Genomic DNA, 26,540 nt, shown 5'->3' with positions numbered 1-26,540 from the left:
ACACGGCGGTGACGGGCGGTCGGGTCAGTTCTGGAACCAGGGCAGCCCCGCCGCCTTCCAGCCGTTGACCGTACCGCGGTGCCCGTCGGGGCCGACATCCCCCTCGAACCCGCCTGCAACGTTGAACGCCGTTTCATACCCGGCAGCCGTGGCCGCGATGGCCGCAGCCCGCGAGCGAGCGCCACTGCGGCACAAGAACAGCACCGGCTGCTCGCGGCCGACACCGGCCTCGGCCAGCGCATTGGTGAAGTCGCGATTGGGCGCCATCTGCGGCCAGACCTGCCACGAAATCAGCTGCGGCTCTTTGCCCAGGGGCTGGAGCAGCGGCAGGCCCACGAACATCCATTCCTCGCGGGTGCGCACGTCGACCAGAACCGCGTCGGGCTGCTGCTCCAGAAAAGCCCACGCCTCTTCGGGCGTGACGTCGCCGGCATAGCCGGCCTGGGCGCCCGTACGGGCCGATGCGTTGCGGCGGATGTCGTCGGTGCTGGCCATGGCGTCGCCTCGTGGCTCCTCTGGCAGATCAGGACGAAGGGATGGGGGACGCGACAGACAAAGGACACGCGCATGGCCCGGGGCCACGGGATCCGCACGGTCAGGCCCTGGGGCCCCCTGCGGACAAAGCCTCTGCGTCATCATTCGATGTTCATGCATCGAACGACGCGACGTCCACATCCGCTCTTCGAAAGGCTTGGGAAACAGGTCGGTCGGAACCGCCGGCGGGCACACCTCGGGTCCAGTGGATCAGCTGCCTGATCAGGCATCCGGTCCGGAACCTCCGGTACGCTCGGCCGCTGTGGGGACGGACCTGCATTCGATGGGGCCTAGACTAGCCCCGGGCCGTGCGGCTGGCAACGGGTCCGAAATGCGAACGCGATCTTTTGACGCAACGCATTACCCCGACACAACGACGCACGGTATGCGGGTATCGCATACCGTGCGTCGAAGCTTGTCGGGCTGCCTGCGATCATATGCGAAGAATCACGGCCGAAGGTTCCGGAGCCCCGGATTCCAGCCATCATCCGGCATCGGACCGCCGCGGGCTCAGGCCTGCGACAGCGCCTTCACGCGCGCGCTGAGGCGCGAGATCTTGCGCGAGGCGGTGTTGCCGTGCAGCACGCCCTTGTTCACGCCGCGACGCAGTTCCGGCTCGGCGACGGCGAAAGCGGCGACGGCGGCATCCTTGTCGCCCAGAGCAAGGGCCTTTTCCACCTTCTTCACGAAGGTGCGGATGCGGCTGATACGAGCGCCGTTGATTTCGGCCCGGCGCGCGTTGCGACGGATACGCTTCTCGGCGGAGACATGATTGGCCATCAGGGTCGGCCCTTCGGATACGTTCGGGACAAAGGGAAACTCAGGCCGCGGACGATAGGTGCGGTCCACGATTGAGTCAAGACGTTATCGGCAAAGCCGAAAGCGCTCCGTCCGGAACGCCGACGGCCGTTGCCGTGCAACCACTGCGATTCCCGCCGACACGGTGCCGTGTCGTAGCTGGCCGGCGAGATCTGGTCAGCGGGTCAGCGGTTTTTGAACTGGGGCTCGCGCTTCTCCGAGAAGGCGGTCATGCCTTCGCGGCGATCCTCAAGCGCAAAGCTCGAATGGAACAGGCGGCGCTCGAAGCGCACGCCCTGGGTCAGCGTGGTCTCATAGGCGGCATTGACCGCCTCCTTGGCCATCATCACCGAAGGCAACGACTTTGCGGCAATGGCCTGGGCGACCTTCAGCGCCTCGTCGAGCAGCTCGGCCACCGGCACGATCCGGCTGACCAGCCCCGCACGCTCGGCTTCCTCGGCATCCATCATCCGGCCGGTCAGGCACATTTCCATGGCCTTGGACTTGCCGACGAAACGGGTGAGGCGCTGGGTGCCGCCCGATCCCGGAATGGTGCCGAGATTGATCTCGGGCTGGCCGAACTTCGCATTCTCGGCCGCCAGGATGAAATCGCACATCATCGCGAGCTCGCAGCCGCCGCCGAGCGCATAACCGGAGACCGCCGCGATCACCGGCTTCTTACAGCGGGTCACCCGCTCCCAGCGCGAGATGAAGTCCTCCATGTAGACGTCCTGGAAGGACTTGGGCAGCATCTCCTTGATGTCGGCACCGGCTGCAAAAGCCTTTTCGCTGCCGGTCAGCACGATTGCGCCGATCGCGGGATCCGCCTCATAGGCGTCGAGCGCCGCATTCAGCTCCTCGATCAGTTCGGCGCAGAGCGCGTTCAGCGCCTTGGGCCGGTTGAGCTGGATAAGCCCGACGGCGCCGCGCGTGTCGACCAGGATGTTCTTGTAGGACATGTGGGTCTGCTCCCTCCGCGATCCCGCGCCGGCTTCACCGGGGCGGCGGATGCGGGATCCTTCGCCGCCTGCCTGGTCCCGAAGCCGGTCGATGAAGACTGACGTTCCGACGCCCGGCGGCCTCCCGGCAGGGGCGGGAGCCTGGCTGTCAGGGGCGCGCAGCACCCTCTGCAGGTGCCAGCACGAAATGCACGACCAGACGGCCGGAGGACTGCTCGGCCGTGTCGATCGTCAGGCGCTCGGTGCCGCGGGTGAAGGCGGCGATACCGGCACCGGATGCAGCGGCAGCACCCCCGACCTCGCGCCAGCCCAGTTGGGGCAGGGCGTCGCGGTAGAAGCGCATCACCTGCGCACCGGTCACACGACCAACTGCGTAAGCCTCTACGATACGCCCGTCGGGCTTGTCAAACGTAAAGCCCCCCGCGTCCTCGGCGAGGCCCGGAGCCAGTGGCAGATCTTCCACCTGCCCCAGAAATTCTGTGTCGGCGGCCTCAACGGGGCTGAGACCGGCGGTCATGGGGCCGGCGATCGCGAGCGCCGCAAGGACGATCATGGTCCGGAAAACGGTCATGCCTGACACCGGGAACAGAAATAGGTGGCGCGGTTCGACTGAACGGCACGCTCTATGGTACCGCCGCAGCCCTCCCGCGAACAGGGGGCGCCGGCCCGGTCGTAGACCCGGAAACTGTGCTGGAAGTAGCCGAGTTCGCCCGAGGCGCCGACGAAATCCCTGAGTGTGGACCCTCCGGCCGTGATCGCCCGGTCGAGCGTCGCGCGGACCGCCGCCGCCAGCCGGTCGCAATCATCGGCCGACAGGGTTCCGGCACTGCGGGCCGGGTGGATGCCGGCTTCGAACAGGCTCTCGCTCGCATAGATGTTGCCCACCCCCACGACCACGCGCTGATCCAGCAGCAATGCCTTCACGGGCGCCCGCCGCCCCTCGAAGACTCGGGCGAGATAGGGGCCCGAAAAACCGTTACCGAGCGGCTCCGGCCCCAGATGAGCGAAGAGGTCATGGGCGTCCAGATCGTCGGTGGCGGCGATGTCCATCAGCCCGAACCGGCGCGGATCGGCAAACAGAATCCGGGTGCCGTCGTCCAGGCGGAAGACGACATGGGTATGGGGCGCATCCGCCACGGCCGTCGACGGGCCGTGATGGAACGCGACCGGCGGCGGCGCATCCTCGATCACCAGCCGGCCGGACATCCCCAGATGGACGATCAGCGTCTCGCCCCCCTCCAGATGCAGGCGCAGATACTTGGCGCGACGATCCGCCGCGATCACGGCACGGCCTGTCAGCCGCTGCACGAAACCGGCGGGCAGCGGGCGACGCAGATCCGGGCGCCGCGCCTCGACTTCGACGAGGCGGCGTCCGATCATCCTGGGGGCGATGCCCCTGAGCACGGTTTCGACTTCGGGCAGCTCTGGCATGGGGGCGAGGGTAGCGCAATGCCCCGGCCCGCGCTATGTTCCCTCGCGCACCCGTACCCGAAGGTTCCGAGGACGAGCGATGTCAGTGATCGACGAGCCCGCCGGCCGGCATGCCGGCGACGAGCGCCCTGCCGATTTCGGGTTCACCACCACGACGGTCGGCGAAAAGCGCCGCATGGTGCGCGGGGTGTTCGACAGCGTCGCCCGGCGCTACGACCTGATGAACGATCTGTTGAGCGGCGGTGTCCACCGGCTGTGGAAGGACGCAATGATGGACTGGCTGGCGCCGCGGCCCGGTCAGCACCTGCTGGACGTCGCCGGCGGCACCGGCGATATCGCCTTCCGCTTCGTCGACCGTGCCCGCCGCAATGCCGGTTCGGCCGCCGCCAATCTGCCGCCGGCCCGGGTGACGGTCTGCGACCTCACCCCTGCGATGCTCGATGTCGGCCGCGACCGCGCGGTCGATCGCGGCATCCTGGACGGCATCGACTGGGTCGCCGGAAATGCCGAACTGCTGCCGGTCAGATCGGCCTCGGTCGATGTCTACACCATTGCCTTCGGAATCCGGAACGTCGCCGACATTCCTGCAGCACTCGCCGAGGCGAGGCGGGTGCTGAAACCCGGCGGCCGGTTCATGTGCCTGGAATTCTCTCAGGTGCAGGCCCCGGTGCTCGACCGGCTCTACGATCTCTATTCCTTCAAGGTGCTGCCGCAGGTGGGCCGGGTGGTCGCGCGCGATGCCGCGAGCTATCGTTACCTCGCCGAAAGCATCCGCAAATTCCCGAGCGCCGACCGCTTCGCCGGGATGATCGCGGACGCCGGCTTCCGCCAGGTCAAGGTGCGGCTGCTGTCGGGCGGCATCGCTGCCCTGCACTCGGCCTGGAACGTCTGAGCGCCCGCCCCTCCCGATCGGACCCCCATGTTCTCGACCCTGCGCCACCTGCTGCGGCTTTCGCGCATCGGCTATGTCCTCGCCCGTCACGGCGCGCTCTTTCCGCTGGAACAGCTGGCAACCCAGCATCCGGCGGCAGGCTTCGCGGGCCGGACCGCCCGGCGGCTGACCCGGCGTGACCTGCGCGAGCTGGCGGAAGGCGAAAGGCTGGCCCGGGCGCTCACCGCCCTCGGCCCCAGTTTCGTGAAGCTCGGCCAGGTACTGTCGATCCGCGCCGATCTGATCGGCGAGACGGTGGCGCGTGATCTGGCCCGGCTGCAGGACCGGCTGCCCCCCTTCCCGGGAGCGGATGCCCGGCGGATCATCGAACAGTCTTTCGAGCGGCCGATCAGCGATCTTTTCTCGCGATTCGACGATGTGCCGGTGGCGGCCGCTTCTGTCGCCCAGGTCCATTTCGCCGAGACCACCGACGGCCGCGAGGTTGCAGTCAAGGTGCTGCGCCCGGGCGTCGAGAGGGCGCTTGCCACCGACCTTGCTTTGTTCGCCTGGATCGCCCGCTGGCTGGAACGCATGCTGCCCGGCAGCCGGCGGCTGAAGCCGGTCGAGGTGGTCCGTACCCTCTCGGAAGTGGTGGCGATCGAAACCGACCTGCGGATGGAGGCCGCGGCCGGACAGGAGCTGCGCGAGAATTTCGAGGGCGACGCCGGCTTCATGGTGCCCGAGATCGACTGGATGCGCACCGCCGCCCGGGTGATGACGCTGGAGCGGATCACCGGCGGCGTGCGCGCCGACGACACCGCAGCCCTGGAAGCCGCCGGGCTCGACGGTCGCGAGATCATGGCCAATGCCGCGCGGGTCTTCTTCCTGCAGGTGTTCCGCGACGGCTTCTTCCACGGTGACATGCATCCGGGCAATCTGTTCATCCTGCCCGACGGCCGCATCGCCGTGGTCGATTTCGGCATCATGGGCCGGCTGGACCGCCAGTCCCGCCTCTATCTGGCCGAGATGCTGCGCGCCTTCCTCACCCGCGATTACGACGCGGTGGCCGACGTGCATTTCGCCGCCGGCTTCGTGCCCCCCGATCAGTCGCGGCCGCTCTTCGCCCAGGCCGCCCGCTCGATCGCCGAGCCGATCCTGGGCAAGCCTCAGAACGAGATCTCGATCGGCCGGCTGCTCGCCCAGCTCTTCCAGGTCACGACCACCTTCCAGATGGAGACCCAGCCCCAGCTGCTGCTGCTCCAGAAGACCATGGTCCAGGCGGAAGGCATGGCCCGGCTGCTCGATCCCGGCGCCAATATGTGGGTGCTGGCGGAGCCGCTGATCCGCGAGTGGATGACCGCCAATCTGGGGCCGCGCGCCCGCGCCGAGACGGCTGCACGCGAGATGATGCATCTGGCGCAGCGTCTGCCCCGGATCCTGGATCGGCTGGAAACCCTGAGCGATCCCGAGCGGCCCCGCCCGGTGATCATGAGCGGCAGCCGGCTCTCCGCGGCGATCGGCGGCGGCTTGGTGGTGGCCCTGCTCTGGCTCATCCTGGGCTGAGCGGGCAAGGGCGCGCCCCATCCGCAAAATCACCGGGGAAAAACGCCCGTTCGCCTTGTCTCTTGCACGGCGACGCCAGGGCGCCTAGTTTAACCACACCACGCCTTGCGCAATTGCGCAGGTTCCACATGACGGCCCCCGCCAGCCGTCGGATCCCAAGCGGAGGGTCCGGTGCTCACCGGCAAGCGCATCCTGCTGATCGTCACCGGCGGCATCGCCGCCTATAAGGCGCTCGAACTCATCCGGCTGCTGCGCAAGGCGGGCGCCGGGGTGAAGGTCGTGATGACCCGTGCGGCCGGCGAATTCGTGACGCCCATGTCGCTCGCCGTGCTGTCGGGTGAGGAGGTTCATACCGACCTTTTCTCGCTGAAGGACGAGACCGAAATCGGCCATATCCAGCTGTCGCGTGCCGCCGATCTGGTGGTCGTGGCCCCCGCCACCGCCGACATCCTGGCGAAGATGGCAGCCGGCATCTCCGACGATCTGGCAACCACCCTGCTGCTTGCCACCGACAAGCGGGTGCTGGTGGCGCCGGCGATGAATGTCCGGATGTGGTTCCACCCGGCAACCCAGCGCAATCTGAACCAACTCGGACGTGACGGCGTGCTGATGGTCGGCCCCGACGAGGGCGAGATGGCCTGTGGCGAGTTCGGTCCCGGTCGGATGGCCGAACCGGCGGCGATCGTAGAGGCCATCCGCGCGGCCCTTGCCGAGGACGGCCGCCCTGCCCTGACCGGGCCGGAGACGGTGCTGATCGACGCCCCCGGCCCCCTCTCCGGCCGGCATGCGGTCGTCACCAGCGGCCCGACGCATGAACCGATCGACCCGGTGCGCTACATCGCCAACCGCTCTTCCGGCAAGCAGGGCCATGCCATCGCCACGGCGCTTGCCGCCCTCGGCTGTCGGGTAACCCTTGTCACCGGCCCCACCCGTCTGGCCGATCCTGCGGGTGTCGACACCATCCATATCGAAAGCGCCCGCGAGATGCTGGCGGCGGTCGAGACAGCCCTTCCCGCCGATATCGCCGTCTGTGCCGCCGCCGTCGCCGACTGGCGGCCGGCGATCGAAGCCGGGCAGAAGCTGAAGAAGCAGCCGGGCGGTGCGCTGCCGCCCGACATCCGGCTGATCGAAAACCCCGACATCCTGCGCATCATCTCCGGTTCCGGCCCCTCGCGCCCGACCCTGGTGGTGGGCTTCGCCGCCGAGACCGAACAGGTACTGGACCATGCCCGGGCCAAACGGGCGCGCAAGGGCTGCGACTGGATCGTCGCCAATGACGTCTCCACCGGTACCGGCACCTTCGGTGGTGACGACAACGCCGTCCACCTGATCGATGCCGACGGCACCGAAAGTTGGCCCGCCATGACCAAACAGGCGGTGGCGGACCGGCTGGCCCGCCGCATCGCCGATCATTTCACCACGCGCACCACCAAGGATCCCGTCTGATGGACCGCCACCTCCGGATCGGGGTCGTCCGCCTCGATCACGGCCGCGACCTGCCGCTCCCCGAGATGAAGACCGCCGGTGCCGCCGGGCTCGATCTGCCTGCCGCCGTGCCGGCAGACGCGCCGATCATGCTGGCCCCCGGGGGGCGGGCCCTGGTCCCGACCGGCCTCACCATGGCGATCCCGGAAGGCTACGAAGGGCAGGTACGGCCGCGCTCGGGCCTGGCCTTCTCCCAGGGCGTCACCGTGCTCAACGCCCCCGGCACCATCGATGCCGATTACCGCGGTGAGCTGAAGGTCCTGCTGGTCAATCTGGGCGATGCGCCGGTCGAGATCACCCGCGGCATGCGGATCGCGCAGCTGGTGATCGCCCCGGTCACCGCCACCCGTCTGGTCGAAGTCGAAGCGCTGGACGATACCATCCGCGGCGCCGGCGGCTTCGGCTCCACCGGGCACTGAGACAGAAACCCGGGCCACCGCGGAACGGCCACAAGGGGCCGGAGGTCCCGGACAGACCCGGGTTCATGAACAGGATCGAAACGGAAACGCCCATGCTCAGGCTGTCGAAGAAACTGCTGTTCGCGCTGGAAGCCGTGGTCGACATCGCCCACAACGGCGGTGCCGAGCCGGTCCAGAGCAAGGAGATCACCCGCCGTCAGGGCATCCCGCAGCGGTATCTCGAACAGGTCATGCAGCAGCTGGTGCATGCCGAGATCCTGGAAGGCGTGCGCGGCCCCCGTGGCGGCTACAGGCTGGCACGCGAACGACGCAAGATCACGATCGGCGACATCGCCCGCGTGGTACGCGCCATGGAGAAGGCCGACGACCCCATGGCCGATCCGGCAGGATCCGATCTGGGCCACAAGGTCGTCCGCCCGGTCTGGCAGGATATCCAGGACGAGCTGATGGAACGCCTGGACGGCATCACCATCGCCGATCTCTGTCAGCGCGCAGTGGAACAGGGCATCCGCAGCGAAGCCATGACCCGCATGGATTTCTCGATCTGAGGCGACGGCCGCCCCTGCCCCGCGGCCGCCCCCAAGAAGGAGCGCAGTCGACATGACCGATACCTGGCAGCCGACCCCCACTCACGGCCGTGGCCGGATCTACGACAACGTTATCGACACCATCGGCGACACGCCGCTGGTCCGCCTCTCGCGCCTTGGCGCCGCCAAGGGCGTGAAGGGTGAGGTTCTGGCCAAGCTTGAATTCTTCAACCCGCTCGCCTCGGTCAAGGACCGTATCGCCGGCGCGATGGTCGCCGCCGCCGAGGCCGAGGGCGCCATCGGCCCCGACACCGTGCTGGTCGAGCCGACATCGGGCAACACGGGCATTGCACTTGCCTTCGTCTGCGCCGCAAAGGGCTACCGGCTGATCCTGGCCATGCCCGAGAGCATGTCGATCGAACGCCGCAAGATGCTGAAGCTGCTGGGCGCCGAGCTTGAGCTCACCCCGGCGAAGCTGGGCATGAAGGGCGCCATCGCCCGCGCCCAGGAGCTGGTGGACGGCAATCCGAATGCGATCATGCTCCAGCAGTTCCGCAACAAGGCCAACCCGGCCGTGCACCGGGTGACGACCGCCGAGGAGATCTGGGCCGATACCGCCGGCAAGGTGGATGTCGTCGTCGCCGGCGTCGGCACCGGCGGCACGGTCACCGGCATCGGCCAGGTGCTGAAGCAGAAGAACCCGGCGGTGCGCATCGTTGCGGTGGAGCCCGAAGACAGCGCAGTGCTGTCGGGCGGCCTGCCCGGCCCGCATAAGATCCAGGGCATCGGTGCCGGTTTCGTGCCCGAGATTCTGGACCGGTCGGTGATCGACGAGGTGCTGACGATCGCCAACGAGACCGCCTTCGACTATGCCCGCACCCTGGCGCGGACCGAAGGTATCCCCTGCGGCATCTCGTCGGGTGCCGCCGTGGCGGCCGCGGTCGAAATCGCCCAGCGGCCCGACATGGCCGGCAAGACCGTGGTTGCGATCGTCCCCTCTTTCGCCGAACGCTATCTCTCGACCGATCTCTTCAACGGTCTAGAGTGATCCTGCCCGCGGCCGCGACGCTCTCGTCGCGGCCGCATCCTTCTGCCGCGGAATCCCGCCCGTCGTGGACGACATCGAACTCACAGACGCCGAAATCGAACGCTACAGCCGCCAGCTGGTGCTCCCGGAATTCAGCGAGGCAGCGCAGCTGGCCCTGAAACGCGCCCGGGTACTGCTGATCGGCGCAGGCGGGCTGGGGGCACCGCTCGGCCTCTATCTGGCCGCAGCCGGTGTGGGCACGATCGGTATCGTCGATGCCGATCGGGTCGATCTCAGCAATCTGCAGCGCCAGATCATCCACCGCACCGAGGATATCGGCCGGCCCAAGGTCGAAAGTGCCGCCCGCGCGATCCGGGCGCTCAACCCGGAGATCCGGGTCGAAGTCCACGACAGCCGGATCGATGCCGGCAACGCGGCCGCGTTGATCGGCGCCTATGATCTCGTCGCCGACGGCTCGGACAATTTCGACACCCGCTTCCTGGTCAACGATGCCTGTCATCTGCTGGGCCGCACCCTGGTCTCGGCGGCGATCCTGCGTTTCGACGGCCAGATCTACACCTTCCGCTCCCATGCCCACCGATCAGGCGGCCCACGCCTGCCCTGCTATCGCTGCCTCTACCCCGCCCCCCCGCCGCCGGGGCTGATCCCCAGCTGCTCTTCGGGGGGCATCATCGGTGCGCTGGCGGGCATGGTCGGCTCGCTCCAGGCGCTGGAGGTGGTGAAGGAGCTGACCGGCATCGGCGAGGGTCTTGCCGGCCGGATGCTGATCGTGGATGCGCTGTCCAACCGCTTCCGCACCGTCCGCCTGCCCGCCGATCCGGCCTGCCCGCTTTGTGGTGACCATCCGGTCATCACGACCTTCGGCGATAATAGTGCATGATGAGGCACGTTTATGATTAGTGACAGATCATATACTGGACTCATCCTCGAGTCGGGCAGCCTTACTCGTGTCCATTATGGCCTGGCCATGGCCGCGGCGGCGCTTGCGCTCTCTCAACCGGTGGTGTTGTTCTTCACCAACGCCGCCCTGCTGACCCTGCGCGCCCCGGCCCCCGACGGCAAACCGGGCTGGGCGACCTCCCCGCTCGCCCCCGAGCTCGCCGCTGCAGGCATCGCCGGTGATGCCGCAAGCTGGGATGCCGGTCTCACCGCCCGTGGAGCCGCCGGCTTCGAAGACCTGATCGAGGCCTGCCGCGACCTCGGCGCCCGCTTCATGATCTGCGACATGGGCCTGCGCGCCATCGGGCTGGAGCGCGGCGCGCTCAGGGACGACCTTCCCTTCGAAGAGGGCGGGCTGGTCAGCCTCTACCGGATCCTGGGCGACGCCGGACGGCTGGTGGTCATCTGACCCTCCAAAGACGAAGGGCGCCCCAAGGGGCGCCCTTCGTCTTTGGACTGACAGCCGGTAAGATCAGAACGGCAGCACCCGATCCGGCGGCGTATGGCCGTCGATGAAGGTCTTGATGTTGATCAGCACCTTCTCGCCCATGTCGATGCGCGACTCGAGCGTGGCCGAGCCCATATGCGGCAGCAGGACGGTGTTGTCGAGCTCGACCAGCTTGGGGTTCACCGCCGGCTCGTGCTCGAACACGTCCAGCGCCGCACCGGCCAGCTGGCCATCGCGCAGCATGCGGGTCAGCGCCGCCTCGTCGATCACCTCGCCACGGGCGGTGTTGACGACATAGGCGTCCTTCTTCAGCAGTCTCAGCCGCCGTGCCGACAGCAGATGATAGGTAGCCGGCGTGTGCGGGCAGTTGACCGATACGATGTCCATCCGGGCCAGCATCTGGTCGAGGCTTTCCCAATAGGTCGCCTCAAGCGGTCCTTCGATATCGGCGTGCAGACGGTTGCGATTGTGATAGTGGATCGACAGGCCGAAACCGCGGGCACGGCGGGCCAGCGCACGGCCGATACGGCCCATGCCGATGATGCCCAGGCGCTTGCCCCAGATCCGGCGGCCGAGCATGTGGGTGGGGCTCCAGCCGTTCCACTCACCCTTGCGGACCATGCGCTCGCCTTCCGGCACGCGCCGTGCCACCGCCAGGATCAGCGCCATCGTCATGTCGGCGGTATCTTCCGTCAGCACGTCGGGCGTGTTGGTGACGGTGATGCCGCGCTGACGCGCCGTGGCGAGATCGATATGGTCGGTGCCGTTGCCGAAATTGGCGATCAGCCGCAGCTGCGGCCCGGCATGGGCGAGCACGCCGGCATCGATCCGGTCGGTCACCGTGGGTACAAGCACATGGGCGGTCTTGACCGCCTCGATCAGCTTGTCCTGCCCGAACGCGACGTCGTCATGATTGAGCCGCGTGTCGAACAGCTCCATCATGCGCGTCTCGATCTGCTCGGGCAGCTTGCGGGTGACCACAACCACCGGCTTCGGCTTCACCATCGACACTCTCCCATAGACCGCCCACCTTGCGGCCGCCCAGCGTCCGGCCCCGGGGCGTATTATCCAGGCGTCCTGTGCCGGGCGCAGGAACGACCCCGCATCTGGCGCCCTGCCCGACGGCACCCGCCCGGTCCCCCTTTCTTAGCAAATCGGCCGGTGCGATACAAACCGGCCGACCGATTGCGTGACGATCCCCTGCAGCGTAAGGTCTGGAAAGCCCCGGCAGGGCGCTCCTTGACCAGGGTGGCCGCCGGCCGGCGCCGCACTTATGCTTTCAGGCCCGCCCTTCAGGACCGATCCCTCTCATGCCCGACCGCATCACCGCCCGCCCCCGTTTCGCCTTCCTGCTGACGCTGTTCGTCTGCCTGGCCATGATCGGAGGCGCCGCGCTGTTCTTCACGGCCGGCGCCGCCGATGCGCCCACCGCCGAAGAGGCGAAGGATGCCCCGGCCGAAGACGAAGGCGGCGCCAAATGGGTCGGCCGCAGTGCCGAACGGCCGCCGCTCCCGCGTTTCGTGTCACTGCGCTCTGCCGAGGTCAATGTCCGCACCGGCCCCGGCACCCGCTATCCGGTGGCTGCGATCTACAATCGCAAGGACCTGCCGGTCGAAGTGACCGCCGAATACGAAAACTGGCGCAAGATCCGCGATGTCGAGGGGGCCGAGGGCTGGGCACATATGAGCCTGCTGTCGGGCCGGCGCACCGCCATCATTCAGGGGGAGGTCCGCACGCTCTACAACCGCCCCGCCGCCGATGCCGTGCCGCTGCTGCGCGCAGAGCCGGGCGTCGTTGGCCGGCTGATGGCCTGCGAGCGGAACTGGTGCGAGATGGATATCGCCAACACCCGCGCATGGATCCGCCGCGACGAGATCTGGGGCGTCTACCCGGACGAAGATTTCCATTGATGCCGGAGACACGGCGCCGTCAGGCGCCGTGGTCATCACCCTCGGGCACCGTCTCGTCCAGACTCTCTTCCAGGCTGATGAGCGAGCGCCGGAACCGCGCCGCATGGGCACGCTCTGCACGGGCAAGGGTCTCGAACCACTCCGCTGCTTCGATCTGGCCCTCTTCGCGGGCCACACGCGCCATTTCGGGATAGACGCCGGTCGCGTCCTCTTCCTCGCTCGCAATCGCGGCGCGGAGATTTTCCGGGGTCGTGCCGATGGGAAGCCCGGTCGCCGGGTCGCCCCCCGCCTCTTCCAGGAATTCCAGATGGCCCAGGGCATGACCGGTCTCGCCCTCGGCAATCGACCGGAACACCGCGGCCACGTCGTTGAAGCCCTCGATATCGGCCTGACGGGCGAAATAGAGGAAGCGGCGATTGGCGGCCGCTTCAGACATAAAGGCCCGGATCAGATTGGCCTCGGTGCGCGTGCCGCCAAGCGGCGGTTCGGCGGCCGGGATGCGGTCGTCGGAACGGTCGGTCATGGGGTACTGGCTCCGTGGCTCTCCGGTTCGTGATCCCGCCGCCCCGCCCCCATGCCGGGCATCAGCGGACGCGGATGATCACGTCGACACGGGCGATGGAGGCATCGCCCGGCGGTTCGGGCAGACGGGCGATCTGGACCGCATCCCCGGGGATGTCCTGGAGATGGCCGCCGTCTTCATAGAAGAAATGATGATGGTGGCTGACATTGGTGTCGAAATAGGACCGGCCGCTGTCGACGACCAGCTCGCGCAGCAGCCCAGCCTGGGTGAACTGGTGCAGCGTATTGTACACGGTGGCCAGCGACACCGGGAGCGCCGCCGCCTGCGCCTCGCGGTGCAGCTCTTCGGCCGTCACATGACGGTCGGTGCCGTCGAGCAGCAGGCGCGCCAGAGCGAGACGCTGCTTGGTCGGCCGGAGACCGGCGGCCTTGAGCTTCTCGAGCACGGCGGTATAGGTGCGGTTGGTGGACATTCCCGGCTCTCGTCTTGTTGAAGGTCCGCGACGCGCCATGGGAAAGTCGCGTAGGGACGGTCAGTTAGCCAGGAATTTAGGTGCGTTCCATTCTGAGTGCAAGGCCGGAGACCGGGGAAGCCCCCCGATCTCCGGCCGGAAGATGCACATCAGTCACCGGTGCGGATGCGTTCGACGAGCTGACGCACGGTCGGGACGAAGCCGTTCGAGTAGAACGGATCTTCGGCGAAACGATAGGCGTTGTGGCCGGCGAACATCAGCTCGTGCTCGACATCCGAGCCATGGGCGATGTTCTGAAGCGTTTTCTGGATGCAGAAACTGCGCGGATCGGCCCGACGGCCGGTGGTGCCCTTCTCGTTGGCCGCCCAGTTGCTGAACTGGCAGGCCGACAGGCACCCCATGCAGTCGATCTGATCGATATGGATCTGCTTCGCCGCGGCAGGGTCGACGAAGATCAGCGTGCTGTCCGGGGTCTTCATCGCTTCGGTATGACCGTCGGCGATCCAGCCCTGGGCGCGTTCGAAATCATGCGCCGTGACATAGACCGGACGGCCGCGCGCACCGATCGGCAGCGCCACCTCATGATCGCCCACGGGCTCGGTGGTGTACGCGATCTGGCGATCGCTGCGGCCGCGGAGCTCCTGCAGGAAGTCGTTGTTGACCGCCGAGGAATAGAAGCCGGTCGGGCTGAAGCGGTGCAGATAGACATCCCCCGGCTTCAGCGTCCGCAGCCGCTCTTTCCAGGCGTCGGAAATCGGGCTCTCCTTGGTGAGCAGCGGCCGGGTACCGAACTGGAACGCCACCGGCGCCACCTCGGGGTCATCCAGCCAGTGCTCCCACTCGCGCAGATACCAGACGCCGCCGGCCATGATGATCGGCACGTTGGGGATGCCGATCTCTTTCATCAGCTCCCGCAGTTCCCGCACACGCGGATAGGGCGACTGCGGCTCGCGCGGGTCCTCGGCATTCGACAGGCCGTTATGGCCGCCGGCAAGCCACGGATCCTCGTACACCACGCCGCCAAGGTACTCGGCAAAGCGATGATAGGCACGCTTCCACAGCGCCCGGAAGGCGCGGGCCGACGAGACGATCGGGTAGTAGTAGACCCCGTGCTCGGCGGCAATCTGGGCCACGCGATAGGGCATGCCGGCGCCACAGGTCACGCCGTGGATCAGGCCTTTGGCCCCTTCCAGCACGCCCTGAAGCACCGTCTCGGCGCCACCCATCTCCCACAGCACATTGACGTGGATCCGGCCTTCGCCGCCCGCCAGCTCGTGGGCGATGCGCGCCTGGGTGATGCCGCCGCGGATGCCGTAGGCCACCAGCTCGCCATGCCGCTCGCGGCGGGTCTTGCCGTAATAGGTCTGCGGGATCGGGCGGCCGTCGGCGTCGAAACTGTCGGCATTCACACCCGAAAACGTCCCCACGCCGCCGGCTGCAGCCCACGCGCCGGAGCTTTCGCCGTTCGACACGGCGACACCTTTCCCGCCTTCGACCAAGGGCAGGACTTCCCGTCCGGACAGGAGGATGGGGTTCAAGGGCTTCACGATGCCTCCGCTACTCGTCCTTGCGTTCTTTTTGTTCAAAGCGACGGCCCGGGCCGGCGGTTCCGCCGTCCGATCCGCGCCGATGCGTTCGAACCGATCCGCCCATGGCCGGGCCTCGGGACCAGGCCTTGGGCAGGTTCGCCGGTTAACTGGCCATGGTTTTCCATGAAGTCCAGCCCTGCCCGCCGTGGTTTTTTGCACCGCACCCGCAGGCACGCGCCCTGGAAGCGAGGCAGTCGGCAGACATGGCGACGCCGGCCGGCGATTTCCTGAAGGGAAGGCCACCGGCCGGCGCGTCGTCATATCACGGAATGCGGGGCCGCGCGATCAGCGCGGGCCGCGGGGCTTGCGCGGACGGTCGCCGCGATCCCGGTCACCACGGGGCTCGCGGTCGCCACGCGGCTCGCGGTCACCGCGGGGCTCACGATCGCCACGCGGCTCGCGATCGCCGCGGGGTTCGCGAGGCTCACGGGTATCGGGCAGCTCCTCGCCGGTCGCCTGATCGACGACGCGCATCGAGAGCTTCACCTTGCCGCGGTCGTCGATGCCGAGCACCTTGACCTTCACCTCGTCACCCTCGTTGATCACGTCGGTGACCTGGTTGACCCGCTGGGCCGACAGCTCCGAGATGTGGACCAGGCCGTCGCGGGTGCCGATGAAGTTCACGAAGGCGCCGAACTCGACCACCTTCACCACCTTGCCGGTGTAGATGGTGCCGACCTCGGGCTCCGCCACGATGCCCTTGATCCAGTTGATCGCGGCATCCATCGCCTTGCCGTCCACCGCGGCGACGCGGATGGTGCCGTCATCCTCGATATCGACCTTGGCGCCGGTCTGCTCGGTGATCTCGCGGATCACCTTACCGCCGGTGCCGATCACTTCGCGGATCTTGTCCTTGGGGATCGAGATGGTCGTGATCCGCGGCGCATTGGAGCTGACCTCCTCACGCGCACCGCCCAACGCCTCGGCCATACGGCCCAGAATGTGCAGACGGCCGTCGCGCGCCTGGCCCAGCGCGACCTTCATGATCTCTTCGGTGATGCCGGTGATCTTGATGTCCATCTGCAGGGCCGTGATGCCCTGATCGGTGCCGGCCACCTTGAAGTCCATGTCGCCAAGATGATCCTCGTCGCCGAGGATGTCGCTCAGCACCGCGAAGCCGTCATCTTCCTTGATCAGACCCATGGCGATGCCGGCGACGGGTCGCGCCAGCGGCACGCCCGCATCCATCATCGACAGCGAGCTGCCGCAGACGGTGGCCATCGACGACGAGCCGTTCGACTCGGTGATCTCCGACACGATGCGAATCGTGTAGGGGAAGGCCGACTTCTCGGGGAGCACGGCGCGCAGCGCCCGCCAGGCCAGCTTGCCATGGCCGATCTCACGGCGGCCGGGGCTGCGCATCGGGCTGGCTTCACCCACCGAATAGGGCGGGAAGTTGTAGTGCAGCAGGAAGTGCTCGCGGTATTCGCCCTCAAGCATGTCCATGATCTGCTCGTCCTGGCCCGTACCCAGCGTGGTGACCACCAGCGCCTGGGTCTCGCCGCGGGTGAACAGCGTCGAGCCGTGGGCCCGCGACAGCACACCCACTTCCGAGACGATCGGACGGACGGTCTTCAGGTCGCGGCCGTCGATGCGCACGCCTTCCTTCAGGATCCGGCCACGGACGATCTTGGCTTCGAGCGCCTTGAACGCACCGGAGACCAGCTGGGCTTCAAGGCCCTCGCCGGCGACCAGGGTCTCGACGGTCTTCTCCTTGACCGCCTTGACCGCCAGCTGGCGCTGCTGCTTCACAACCTGGCGATAGGCCTCTTCCAGACCCGGACGGGCCACGGCCTCGACACGGGCTGCCACGGCCTTGGCGGCCGGGTTCTCGGGCAGCGGCCAGGGGTCCTTGGCGCACTCCTCGGCGAGGTCGATGATCGCATCGATCACCGGCTGGAAGCCTTCATGACCGAACATCACCGCGCCCAGCATAACCTCTTCGGTCAGCTCCTTGGCCTCGGATTCAACCATCAGCACGGCTTCGTCGGTACCGGCGACAACCAGGTCGAGCGCGGTGTCGCCCATCTGCGAGCGCAGCGGGTTCAGCACGTACTCGCCATTGATGTAACCGACACGTGCGCCGGCGATCGGCCCCAGGAAAGGCACGCCCGAAATGGTCAGAGCGGCAGAGGCTGCCACCATCGACACGATGTCGGGGTCATTCTCGGTGTCGTGGCTCAGCACGGTGCAGATGATCTGCGTCTCGTTGCGATAGCCATCGGCGAACATCGGGCGGATCGGGCGATCGATGAGACGCGAGGTCAGCGTCTCCTTCTCGTTCGGGCGGCCCTCACGCTTGAAGAAGCCGCCGGGGATCTTGCCCGCGGCGAAAGCCTTCTCCTGGTAATTGACCGTCAGCGGAAAGAAGTCGACGCCGGGCTTCGGCTCGCGGGCGGCGACCACCGTCGCCAGCACGGCAGTCTCACCGTAGGTGGCGAGCACGGCACCATCGGCCTGGCGCGCAATCCGCCCGGTCTCGAAGGTGAGCTTGCGCCCCGCCCACATGACTTCCTTGCGATAGATCGTAAACATCTCGTCTCTCTCTTCCATTCCATCGGCGGGGCGCTCCGGGTGTTGCGGGCCGGGCTCCGCCGGACCCTGGCCTCCAACATCCCGAACGTTTCTGCCCATCGCCCGGCCATCTGCCGGGACGGGGGGTCCCGCGGGCGGACCGCCTGACCTTGCGCCCGTTCTCGTTCCGGGGCGCGTTCCCGGCCTCATCCGGCCGGGCGGCGATCCGCGTCGCGGCCGCATCCGGAACGAAATCCGGACCGGCCGCATGCTCCGTCGGGGGTTCCTGATCACTCCACCTGCCCCGACGGCGACGACATGCCGCGCGCCATCCCATGACAGCCGCGAGCCGGGACCCGGTTCGACCAGAGGCGGATCCCGGTGGATCCGTCGGCCGGGGAGCGGGTCCTCTCCCCCTTTAATCTCCCGCACGGCGGCGGATGGCAGATCCATCCGCTGCGATAGGACACACCCCCGTGCGTCAGGTGGCCCCGGATGACAAAAGGGGGGACGCGATCGCCCCCCCTCCGGCCATCAGATCACTTACGCAGACCCAGGCGCTGGATGACTTCCTTGTACCGGGCCTCGTCGTTGCGACGCAGATAGTCCAGCAGCTTGCGGCGCTGGCTGACCATCTTCAGCAGGCCGCGCCGGGAGTGGATATCCTTGGCATGGGTCTTGAAGTGTTCGGTCAGGTTGCGGATCCGCTCGGTCAGGATCGCGACCTGGACTTCCGGCGAACCGGTGTCATTGGTGCCGCGGGCATATTCGGTGACCAGCTCGGTCTTGCGCGACTTGGTGATCGACATCGGGTGTCCTTCCTTGATCAGGCGGCGCTGGTGGCGCCGAGGTTGAAGCCGCGCACCGAACGAAGCAATCCGTCCTCGGCCCGGGCGAGCGCCACCAGGCGCCCGTCGAGCGTCGCACGAACCAGTCGTCCTTCGGGAACGGCCATATCCCGCAGCGGGCGCCCGTTTCTGAGCGCATCGGCTTCGGGACCGGTCAGGGCCAGCGCCGGGATGTCGTCCAGCGCGGTCTCGACCGGAAACAGATGGGTGTCGAGCGCGGCACTATGCACGAGCGCTTCGAGCTTTTCCAGAGTGATTGCATGGGCTTCGCCGAATGCGCCCGACCGGGTCCGCCGCAGCATCGACAGGTGTCCGACCGTGTCGAGTGCCAGCGCCAGATCACGGCCCACCGCCCGGGCATAAGTGCCCTTGCCGCAGGCCAGCCGGAAGCGGGCATGGTCCGCGTCCAGGATCTCCAGCAGTTCCAACGCATCGATCCGCACCCGGCGCACCGGCATCTCGGGCGTCTCACCGGCCCGGGCCAGCGCATAGGCGCGCCGGCCGGCCAGCTTGATCGCCGAATAGGCCGGCGGCACCTGGTCGATCTCGCCCAGGAAGTCCGGCAGGGCCGCACGGATCGCCGCGGCGTCGGGACGATGATCGCTGGTCTCCAGCACCTCGCCCTCGCGGTCGTCGGTGGCCCGGGCCTCGCCCCAGTGTAGGTCGAAGATATATTCCTTCGCGCCGTCCATGGCATGGGCGACCGTCTTGGTCGCCTCGCCCAGCGCTATCGGCAGCACGCCCGAGGCCAGCGGATCCAGCGTGCCGGCATGGCCGACCTTGGCGGCCCCGGTCAGCCGCTTCACGGCCGCGACTGCCTGTGCTGAACTCATGCCCTCGGGCTTGTCGATGGCGAGCCAGCCGTCGATCGGCAGGCCGCGGCGTCGGCGTGCCACGCGCTCAATCCTCCCGGTCGCCGTCCTCTGCCACATGATCCTCCGCCACGTCATCCTCGTCGTCGAGGTCGCGGCGGATCACCGGCTTGGCCAGCAGGCGGTCGATATGAGCGGCATAGTCGAAGCCGGTATCGAGCCGGAACAGCAGCCGGGGCGTGAATTTGAGCGAAACCTGCCGGCCGATGCCCCGCTGGAGCGTCGAGGCAGAACGGGCGAGCGCTTTGATCACGATGTCGGCACCGTCGCTGTCCAGGCCCAGCGGCGAGACATAGGCGGTGGCGGTACGCAGGTCCGGAGTCATGCGCACCTCGCTGACCGTAATCGGCCGGCCGTCGAGATCGGGATCGTGGGTTTCGCCGCGCATCAGCAGTTCCGCCAGGACCTGGCGGATCTGTTCACCGACGCGAAGCTGGCGCTGGCTGGGACCGGCAGCGCCCTGGGCGCGTTTGGACATGGCTTCCCTGCCGTTCATCGAAAGAATGGGTCGGAATGCGTGCGGGCCGGCCGGGAAGGATCCCGGCCGGCCCGCATCGCGGTCATTTCCGGCTCTGCGGCTCAGACCGGGGTCTTGAGCTCGGCGGCGATCTCCTCGACCTCATAGGCCTCGATGACGTCGCCGGCACGCAGATCCTGATAGTTCTCGAAGGCCATACCGCATTCCTGGCCAGCCCGGACCTCACGGACATCGTCCTTGAAGCGCTTGAGCGAGCTGAGCGAGCCCTCGTGGATGACCACGTCGTCGCGGAGCAGGCGCACCTTGCTGTCGCGGCGGACATAGCCCTCGGTGACGGAACAACCCGCGATCTTGCCGACCTTGGTGATGGCGAAGACCTCGCGGATCTCGGCCTGACCGGTGATCGTCTCGCGACGGATCGGCGACAGCATGCCTTCCAGCATGCTCTTCACGTCGTTGGTCAGATCGTAGATGACCGAGTAGTAGCGCAGTTCCAGACCAGCCTGGCGGGCCAGATCGCGGGCCTGGGCGTTGGCACGGACGTTGAAGCCGATGATCAGGGCGTTGCTTGCCTGCGCCAGCGTGATGTCCGACTCGTTGATGCCGCCCACCGCGCCGTGCAGCATGCGCACCGCGACCTCTTCGTTGCCGAGCTTGGCCAGCGTGGCGGTGATTGCTTCCAGCGACCCCTGCACGTCGGCCTTGACCAGCACCGCCAGCTCCTTCTTGGAACCGGCCGAGATCTCGGAGAGCATCTGCTCGACCGTGCCGCGGGCCCCCAGGGCAGTTGCGGCACGGGCGCGCTGCTCGCGCTCCGAACGGAAGGCCGAAATCTCGCGCGCCTTGCGCTCGTCCTCGACCACCACCAGCTCGTCGCCGGCCTGCGGAACGCCCTGGAGACCCAGGATTTCCACCGGCACCGACGGCCCGGCTTCCTCGACCTTGCGGCCCTTGTCGTCGATCAGCGCGCGCACACGGCCCCACTGGCTGCCGACCACGAAGGCGTCGCCGGTCTTGAGCGTGCCCTTCTGGACCAGCACGGTCGCGACCGGGCCGCGGCCCTTGTCGAGCTTCGCCTCGACCACGGCGCCCTGGGCGGCGCGATCGGTGTTGGCACGCAGTTCCAGAACCTCGGCCTGCAGCAGGATCGCTTCCAGCAGCTTGTCCAGGTTCTTGCCGGTCTTGGCCGAGACCTCGACGGCGATCACGTCGCCGCCCAGCTCTTCCAGGACCAGTTCGTGCTGGAGCAGCTCGTTGCGCACCCGTTCCGGATTCACGCCCGGCTTGTCGATCTTGTTGATCGCAACCACGATCGGCACACCGGCCGCCTTGGCGTGATTGATCGCCTCGACGGTCTGCGGCATCACGCCGTCATCGGCCGCGACCACCAGGACCACGATGTCGGTGACCTGGGCGCCGCGGGCACGCATGGCGGTGAAGGCCGCATGGCCCGGCGTGTCGAGGAAGGTGACGTGGTCACCGGTCTCGAGCTCGACCTGATAGGCGCCGATATGCTGGGTGATGCCGCCGGCCTCGCGGGCCACGACATCGGTCTTGCGCAGCGCGTCGAGCAGCGAGGTCTTGCCGTGGTCGACATGGCCCATGACGGTGACGACCGGCGCCCGGGGGGTCAGATCGTCATCGGTATCCTCGACACCCAGGATGCCCAGCTCGACGTCGTCCTCGGCAACCCGCTTCACCCGGTGACCGAATTCGGTCGCGACCAGTTCGGCCGTGTCCGCATCGATCGCCTGATTGATGGTGGCCATCACGCCCAGCGTCATCAGCTTCTTGATGACGTCGGCACCGCGAACGGCCATGCGGTTCGCCAGTTCCTGCACCGAGATCACCTCGGGCACGATGACGTCGCGGACCACACGGGCCTGCGGCTCGGCCTGACGACCGGCCCGACGCATGCGCTCACGCTGGCGACGCATCGCGGCCTGGCTGCGCTGACGCTCACTCTCGTCACCGTCGACCAGACGCTTGATGTCGCCCTTGCCGCCACGACGACGATCGTCGGTGGTACGCGGGGTCGGGGCAGCGCGCTTGCTTGCGGCTTTGGCGCGGCTCTCTTCCTCGTCGCGCTCCACCTTACGCTCACGGGCACGCTCCGCGGCCCGGGCCCGGGCGCGCTCGGCATCCTCGTCCAGCGGGGTCGCAGGCACCGCCGGAGCGGCACCCGCCGGCGGACGCCCGGCACCGGCCGGCCGTTCAGGGCGCGGACCGCGATCGCCACCCGGGCGATCGCCGCTACGGAAGTCGGGACGGTCGCCGCGCGGACGATCGCCACCCGGGCGGTCGCCACTGCGGAAATCGGGACGGTCGCCACGCGGACGATCGCCGCCCGGACGGTCACCACTGCGGAAATCGGGGCGGTCGCCACGCGGACGATCGCCACCCGGACGGTCGCCACTGCGGAAATCGGGACGGTCGCCACGCGGACGATCGCCACCCGGGCGGTCACCGACGGGGCGATCACCACGCGGACGATCACCGCTGCGGAAGTCCGGACGATCGCCGCGCGGACGATCGCCACCCGGGCGGTCACCACTGCGGAAATCGGGACGGTCACCACGCGGGCGATCGCCGCCCGGGCGGTCGCCACTGCGGAAGTCCGGACGATCACCACGCGGACGATCACCACCCGGGCGGTCGCCACTGCGGAAATCGGGGCGTTCGCTGCGCGGCCGCTCCGCGCGGACCTCACGCTCGGGCTGGGCCTCAACTACCGGCTGGGGACGGGCGGCGGCGGCAGCGGCCGCAGCAGCTTCCTCGGCCGCGCGACGGGCAGCCTCTTCGGCCGCCTTGCGGGCGGCTTCCTCGGCCGCCTTGCGCGCCTCTTCCTCGGCCTTCTTCCTGGCCTCTTCCTCGATCTTGCGACGGGCTTCCTCTTCGACCTTGCGCCGCGCCTCTTCTTCGGCACGACGGACCTCTTCCTCGGCCCGGCGCTTCTGGTCCTGGATCGCCTGTTCCAGCGCCCTCAGGCGCACATCCCGCTCGTCCTGCGTCAGGCCGCCGTCAGCGGCGGCGCCGCGCGCACGTCCGCGACCGCCGCCGGAACCGCCCCGGCCGCCCTGCTCGGGCACCGACACGGTCCGCTTGCGCTTGACCTCGACCGTCACGGTCTTGGAACGGCCGTGCGAGAAGTTCTGGCGAACCTGCGCGCCTTCGCCCGCAGGCTTCCTCCTCAGCTCAAGACGCCCGGCTCCCGACAGGCTGAGCGCCTTCTTCTGGCCGTCCTCGTTGGTCTCGCTCATATCGCTCCGGTTATCCGTTCTCTCTCAAGCCGGCCGACACCCGGTCGACAGGGTAGGGGGCATCCCTGAAACCCGCGAGGCGCCCGGCTTCCGCCAGGAAACGCTCCGCGAGCCGTCCTTCGGCAATTGCGACGTTGACCGCGTTCTCGCGTCCGAGAGCGCGGCCCATCTCGTCACGCGTCAACAATGCTACGACGGGAACGCCCTTCAGCGCCCCCATGCGGGATACGGCCACGTCTCCGGCATCAGATGCCAGAGACACGGCACCGACGGTCCCGGCATCGAGCCAGGCCCGCACTTTTTCGTATCCGGCAACAACCGCTCCCGCCCGGCGGCCGAGCCCAAGATATTCCAAACACCGGGCGGTTAGCAATCGCTCGACCGTCCCGATCAGATCTTCACCGGCCTTCACCGGTGCCTTGAAGGCCCGGGGAAAGGCCTTCCGGCGGATCGCCTGCTCCAGCAGATCGGCCCGGGCAGTCACCCAGGCGCCCCGTCCGGGCAGGCGGCCGTCCATGTCGGCGACCACGTCGCCGCCCGGGGCGACGACGAAACGGATCATGCCGTCCGGCGATCCGCTCTGTCCGGTCGCAATGCAGCGGCGCTCGGGCGCACGATCACGCGGACCGCCATCGGTCGGCAGATCCGCCGCCGTATCCGTCATCGCGCTCTCATCCGCCATTACGCCTTGCACCATCACGGTCTGCTCAGGCCTCGCTGTCACCCGCGGGGGCGGCATCGGCTTCGGGGGCGTCTTCGCCCTCGAACCAATGGGCACGCGCGGCCATGATGATCCGGTTCGCTTCCGCTTCGTCGATCGTGCCGGCAGGCAGAATCTCGATCAGCTCATCGCCGGCCAGATCGGCCAGATCGTCGAGCGTCTTGATCCCCTTCTCACCCAGGCTCGCCAGCATGACAGGCGTCATGCCCTCGATCTCGGCCACGGCATCCTCAACGCCCAACTCGCGGCGCTTGTCGTCCATCTGACGATCACGGGCTTCAAGGAAGATCTGAGCGCGGTTCTGAAGTTCGGCTGCGACATCCGGGTCGAAGCCCTCTATGCCCGACAGCTCGTCTTCCGCGACGAAGGCGATCTCCTCGATCGACTCGAAGCCTTCGGTCACCAGCAGCTGGGCGATCACCTCGTCGACGTTCAGCGCCTCGATGAACAGCCGCGAGCGCTCGCGGAACTCTTCCTGACGCCGCTCCGACTCCTCGGTCTCGGTCACGATGTCGATATCCCAGCCGGTCAGCTGAGACGCCAGACGCACATTCTGCCCGCGGCGACCGATCGCGAGCGACAGCTGCTCGTCGGGAACCACGACCTCGATGCGCTGGGTGTCTTCGTCCATCACCACCTTGGCGACCTCGGCCGGGGCCAGGGCATTCACCAGGAAGGTGGCCGGATCGGGAGACCAGGGAATGATATCGATCTTCTCGCCCTGCAGCTCGGCCACAACCGCCTGCACGCGCGAGCCGCGCATACCCACGCAGGCGCCGACCGGGTCGATGCTGCTGTCGTGGCTGGTCACTGCGATCTTGGCGCGCGATCCGGGGTCGCGGGCGCAGCCCTTGATCTCGATGATGCCGTCGTAGATTTCCGGCACTTCCTGAGCGAAGAGCTTCGCCATGAACTGCGGATGGGTACGCGACAGGAAGATCTGCGGGCCCCGGGGCTCTTCACGCACGGCGTAGATATAGGCGCGCACGCGGTCGCCGACACGGAAGCTCTCGCGCGGGAGCAGCTCGTCGCGGCGCATCACGGCCTCGGCGCGGCCCAGATCGACCACGACGCTGCCATACTCGGCGCGCTTGACGATACCGTTGATGATCTCGCCGACGCGGTCCTTGAACTCGTCGAACTGGCGCTGACGCTCGGCCTCGCGCACCTTTTGCACGATCACCTGCTTGGCGGTCTGTGCAGCGATGCGGCCGAAATCGATCGGCGGCAGCGGATCGACCAGGAAATCGCCGGGGGCGGCATCAGGCTTGCGGTGGCGGGCGTCGGCTACCGACATCTGGGTCGCCTCGTCCTCGACCTCGTCCACCACCTGGGTGTAGCGATAGAGCCGGATTTCGCCAGTCTTGCGGTCGATCGTCGCGCGGATGTCGTGGTCCTGGCCGTATTTGCGGCGCCCGGCGGTCTGGATGGCCTGCTCCATCGCCTCGAGCACGGCATCGCGGTCGATCGACTTCTCGCGGGCAACCGCATCGGCGACCTGAAGCAGCTCGTGCCGGACCGGGCCGGTGTTGAAGTTGATGTCCATGGGCGCACTCAGCTCCGGTTGTCCTGAACGGCGGCGATGAGTTCATCGGTCAGGATGAGCTTCGCCGACGAAATCTCGTCGAATGGCAGGGCCGGTTCCGACCCGTCATCAAGGCGGATGGCCACCAGACCGCCCTCACGCACGCCGGCCAGCCGGCCGCGGAATCGTTTGCGTCCGTCATGCGGTCGCCGCAGTTCCATCTTGGCCTCGAAGCCGGCGAAGCGCTCGAAATCCTTCAGCCGGGTCAACGGCCGGTCGATGCCAGGCGAACTGACCTCCAGCGAATAGGCCTCGGTGATGGGGTCCTCGACGTCGAGCAGGGCCGATACCACGTGGCTGATTTCAGCGCAGTCGTCCACCGTCATCGGCTGACCGTCCACCCGCTCCGCCATGATCTGGAGCGTGGCATTAACGCCGGAACGAAAGGTCACCCGCACGATCTCGTAACCGAGATCGCCGACGGCCGGCTCGATCAACTCCGTGATACGACGAACGACGTCCATGCGCTCCTCCGGTGGCGGGGCGACTCGCGAACCCTCTCGGGGCGGCGGTCCGACGCGGCACAATAAAAAAAGGCGGGCTTGCAAGGCCCACCCGGCGGAAGCTGCATGTGACCGCGACCACCGGCGGGCCCTCGTCCTGACGGACCCTGCCACTCCCTCACCGGGGCGGATGGCTCGTCGGCTTGGGCGCTGGCGGGATCGCCGGCGGTCCGCAATCGCGGACGCTGGTCAATATACGCATATGTCGCGGAACCGCAAGGGGTTTATCCACAGCATACCGCC

26 protein-coding genes are annotated in these 26,540 nt (G+C 67.8%); 9 read left to right on the top strand and 17 right to left on the bottom strand.

Translation table 11 applies throughout. The features are described from left to right. Positions 1–24: 24 nt before the first annotated feature. From P7L68_RS27805 to mutM, 5 genes are all read right to left on the bottom strand, one after another. Entirely contained in the window at positions 25–495 is a 471-nt protein-coding gene (locus tag P7L68_RS27805; RefSeq protein ID WP_372003304.1) for a rhodanese-like domain-containing protein, read from the bottom strand. Positions 496–1,044: 549 nt separating this feature from the next. Continuing rightward, entirely contained in the window at positions 1,045–1,314 is a 270-nt protein-coding gene (rpsT, locus tag P7L68_RS27800; RefSeq protein ID WP_014747079.1) for a 30S ribosomal protein S20, read from the bottom strand. Positions 1,315–1,517: 203 nt separating this feature from the next. After that, on the bottom strand, positions 1,518–2,291 hold the full coding sequence (locus P7L68_RS27795; RefSeq protein WP_372003301.1) for an enoyl-CoA hydratase: 774 nt from the start codon (positions 2,289–2,291) through the stop codon (positions 1,518–1,520). A gap of 148 nt (positions 2,292–2,439) precedes the next feature. Next, positions 2,440–2,862 (bottom strand): hypothetical protein, encoded by a 423-nt coding sequence (locus tag P7L68_RS27790; RefSeq protein ID WP_372003298.1) that lies wholly within the window; start codon positions 2,860–2,862, stop codon positions 2,440–2,442. Continuing rightward, positions 2,859–3,722: a bifunctional DNA-formamidopyrimidine glycosylase/DNA-(apurinic or apyrimidinic site) lyase gene (gene mutM, locus P7L68_RS27785; protein WP_372003295.1), complete on the bottom strand. Its 864-nt coding sequence runs from the start codon at positions 3,720–3,722 to the stop codon at positions 2,859–2,861. Before mutM ends, P7L68_RS27790 begins: the two co-directional genes overlap by 4 nt. A gap of 79 nt (positions 3,723–3,801) precedes the next feature. Here mutM and P7L68_RS27780 point away from each other — a divergent pair, with 79 nt between their 5' ends. The 8 genes from P7L68_RS27780 (at position 3,802) to P7L68_RS27745 (ending at position 10,983) form a co-directional block, all read left to right on the top strand. Next, positions 3,802–4,614 carry a class I SAM-dependent methyltransferase gene (locus tag P7L68_RS27780; RefSeq protein WP_372003292.1) on the top strand — a complete coding sequence of 271 codons (813 nt, stop codon included), beginning with the start codon at positions 3,802–3,804 and terminating at the stop codon, positions 4,612–4,614. 27 nt (positions 4,615–4,641) lie between these two features. Continuing rightward, a complete protein-coding gene (gene ubiB / locus P7L68_RS27775) occupies positions 4,642–6,156 on the top strand; it encodes a 2-polyprenylphenol 6-hydroxylase (RefSeq protein ID WP_372003289.1) in 1,515 nt (504 codons plus the stop codon). Between the two features lie 171 nt (positions 6,157–6,327). After that, positions 6,328–7,602: a bifunctional phosphopantothenoylcysteine decarboxylase/phosphopantothenate--cysteine ligase CoaBC gene (gene coaBC / locus P7L68_RS27770; protein WP_372003286.1), complete on the top strand. Its 1,275-nt coding sequence runs from the start codon at positions 6,328–6,330 to the stop codon at positions 7,600–7,602. After that, on the top strand, positions 7,602–8,060 hold the full coding sequence (gene dut / locus P7L68_RS27765; RefSeq protein WP_372003283.1) for a dUTP diphosphatase: 459 nt from the start codon (positions 7,602–7,604) through the stop codon (positions 8,058–8,060). Before coaBC ends, dut begins: the two co-directional genes overlap by 1 nt. A 92-nt stretch (positions 8,061–8,152) precedes the next feature. Continuing rightward, entirely contained in the window at positions 8,153–8,608 is a 456-nt protein-coding gene (locus P7L68_RS27760) for an Rrf2 family transcriptional regulator (protein ID WP_372006988.1), read from the top strand. Between the two features lie 52 nt (positions 8,609–8,660). Beyond that, complete coding sequence (gene cysK / locus P7L68_RS27755; protein WP_372003281.1) at positions 8,661–9,635, top strand: cysteine synthase A; 975 nt, start codon at positions 8,661–8,663, stop codon at positions 9,633–9,635. Between the two features lie 73 nt (positions 9,636–9,708). Further along, positions 9,709–10,515 carry a ThiF family adenylyltransferase gene (locus P7L68_RS27750; protein WP_372006987.1) on the top strand — a complete coding sequence of 269 codons (807 nt, stop codon included), beginning with the start codon at positions 9,709–9,711 and terminating at the stop codon, positions 10,513–10,515. Between the two features lie 87 nt (positions 10,516–10,602). Next, entirely contained in the window at positions 10,603–10,983 is a 381-nt protein-coding gene (locus P7L68_RS27745; protein ID WP_372003278.1) for a hypothetical protein, read from the top strand. A 63-nt stretch (positions 10,984–11,046) separates the two neighbouring features. Here the strand turns inward: P7L68_RS27745 and P7L68_RS27740 are convergent, their stop codons facing one another. Beyond that, complete coding sequence (locus P7L68_RS27740) at positions 11,047–12,027, bottom strand: 2-hydroxyacid dehydrogenase (protein ID WP_372003275.1); 981 nt, start codon at positions 12,025–12,027, stop codon at positions 11,047–11,049. 305 nt (positions 12,028–12,332) lie between these two features. On the opposite strand from P7L68_RS27740, the gene P7L68_RS27735 reads away from it, so the two are divergent. Next, positions 12,333–12,932: an SH3 domain-containing protein gene (locus P7L68_RS27735; RefSeq protein WP_372003273.1), complete on the top strand. Its 600-nt coding sequence runs from the start codon at positions 12,333–12,335 to the stop codon at positions 12,930–12,932. 19 nt (positions 12,933–12,951) lie between these two features. Here P7L68_RS27735 and P7L68_RS27730 read toward each other — a convergent pair whose 3' ends face one another. The 11 genes from P7L68_RS27730 to rimP form a co-directional block, all read right to left on the bottom strand. After that, positions 12,952–13,455: a rubrerythrin family protein gene (locus P7L68_RS27730; RefSeq protein WP_372003270.1), complete on the bottom strand. Its 504-nt coding sequence runs from the start codon at positions 13,453–13,455 to the stop codon at positions 12,952–12,954. Between the two features lie 61 nt (positions 13,456–13,516). Next, positions 13,517–13,927: an iron response transcriptional regulator IrrA gene (irrA, locus tag P7L68_RS27725; RefSeq protein WP_372003268.1), complete on the bottom strand. Its 411-nt coding sequence runs from the start codon at positions 13,925–13,927 to the stop codon at positions 13,517–13,519. A 149-nt stretch (positions 13,928–14,076) separates the two neighbouring features. Continuing rightward, complete coding sequence (locus P7L68_RS27720; RefSeq protein WP_372003265.1) at positions 14,077–15,474, bottom strand: NAD(P)H-dependent flavin oxidoreductase; 1,398 nt, start codon at positions 15,472–15,474, stop codon at positions 14,077–14,079. Positions 15,475–15,801: 327 nt separating this feature from the next. Then, positions 15,802–18,051 carry a polyribonucleotide nucleotidyltransferase gene (gene pnp / locus P7L68_RS27715; protein WP_372003262.1) on the bottom strand — a complete coding sequence of 750 codons (2,250 nt, stop codon included), beginning with the start codon at positions 18,049–18,051 and terminating at the stop codon, positions 15,802–15,804. A 518-nt stretch (positions 18,052–18,569) separates the two neighbouring features. Then, complete coding sequence (rpsO, locus tag P7L68_RS27710) at positions 18,570–18,839, bottom strand: 30S ribosomal protein S15 (protein WP_014747060.1); 270 nt, start codon at positions 18,837–18,839, stop codon at positions 18,570–18,572. A gap of 17 nt (positions 18,840–18,856) precedes the next feature. Beyond that, positions 18,857–19,774, bottom strand: coding sequence for a tRNA pseudouridine(55) synthase TruB (gene truB, locus P7L68_RS27705; RefSeq protein ID WP_372003258.1), 918 nt, complete (start codon positions 19,772–19,774; stop codon positions 18,857–18,859). A gap of 4 nt (positions 19,775–19,778) precedes the next feature. Then, entirely contained in the window at positions 19,779–20,228 is a 450-nt protein-coding gene (gene rbfA / locus P7L68_RS27700) for a 30S ribosome-binding factor RbfA (protein ID WP_372003254.1), read from the bottom strand. A gap of 101 nt (positions 20,229–20,329) precedes the next feature. Continuing rightward, positions 20,330–23,488: a translation initiation factor IF-2 gene (infB, locus tag P7L68_RS27695; RefSeq protein ID WP_372003251.1), complete on the bottom strand. Its 3,159-nt coding sequence runs from the start codon at positions 23,486–23,488 to the stop codon at positions 20,330–20,332. Between the two features lie 10 nt (positions 23,489–23,498). Beyond that, positions 23,499–24,152 carry an RNA-binding protein gene (locus P7L68_RS27690; RefSeq protein WP_372006986.1) on the bottom strand — a complete coding sequence of 218 codons (654 nt, stop codon included), beginning with the start codon at positions 24,150–24,152 and terminating at the stop codon, positions 23,499–23,501. Between the two features lie 43 nt (positions 24,153–24,195). Continuing rightward, positions 24,196–25,755 carry a transcription termination factor NusA gene (gene nusA / locus P7L68_RS27685; RefSeq protein ID WP_372003248.1) on the bottom strand — a complete coding sequence of 520 codons (1,560 nt, stop codon included), beginning with the start codon at positions 25,753–25,755 and terminating at the stop codon, positions 24,196–24,198. An 8-nt stretch (positions 25,756–25,763) separates the two neighbouring features. Beyond that, positions 25,764–26,258, bottom strand: coding sequence for a ribosome maturation factor RimP (gene rimP, locus P7L68_RS27680; protein ID WP_372003245.1), 495 nt, complete (start codon positions 26,256–26,258; stop codon positions 25,764–25,766). Positions 26,259–26,540 lie beyond the last annotated feature (282 nt).

It is taken from the genome of Tistrella mobilis, assembly GCF_041468085.1.
GTDB classification, from domain to species: domain Bacteria; phylum Pseudomonadota; class Alphaproteobacteria; order Tistrellales; family Tistrellaceae; genus Tistrella; species Tistrella mobilis_A.
Note: the sequence above shows the minus strand (reverse complement) of the source record. Positions and strands in the feature narration are given on the sequence as shown.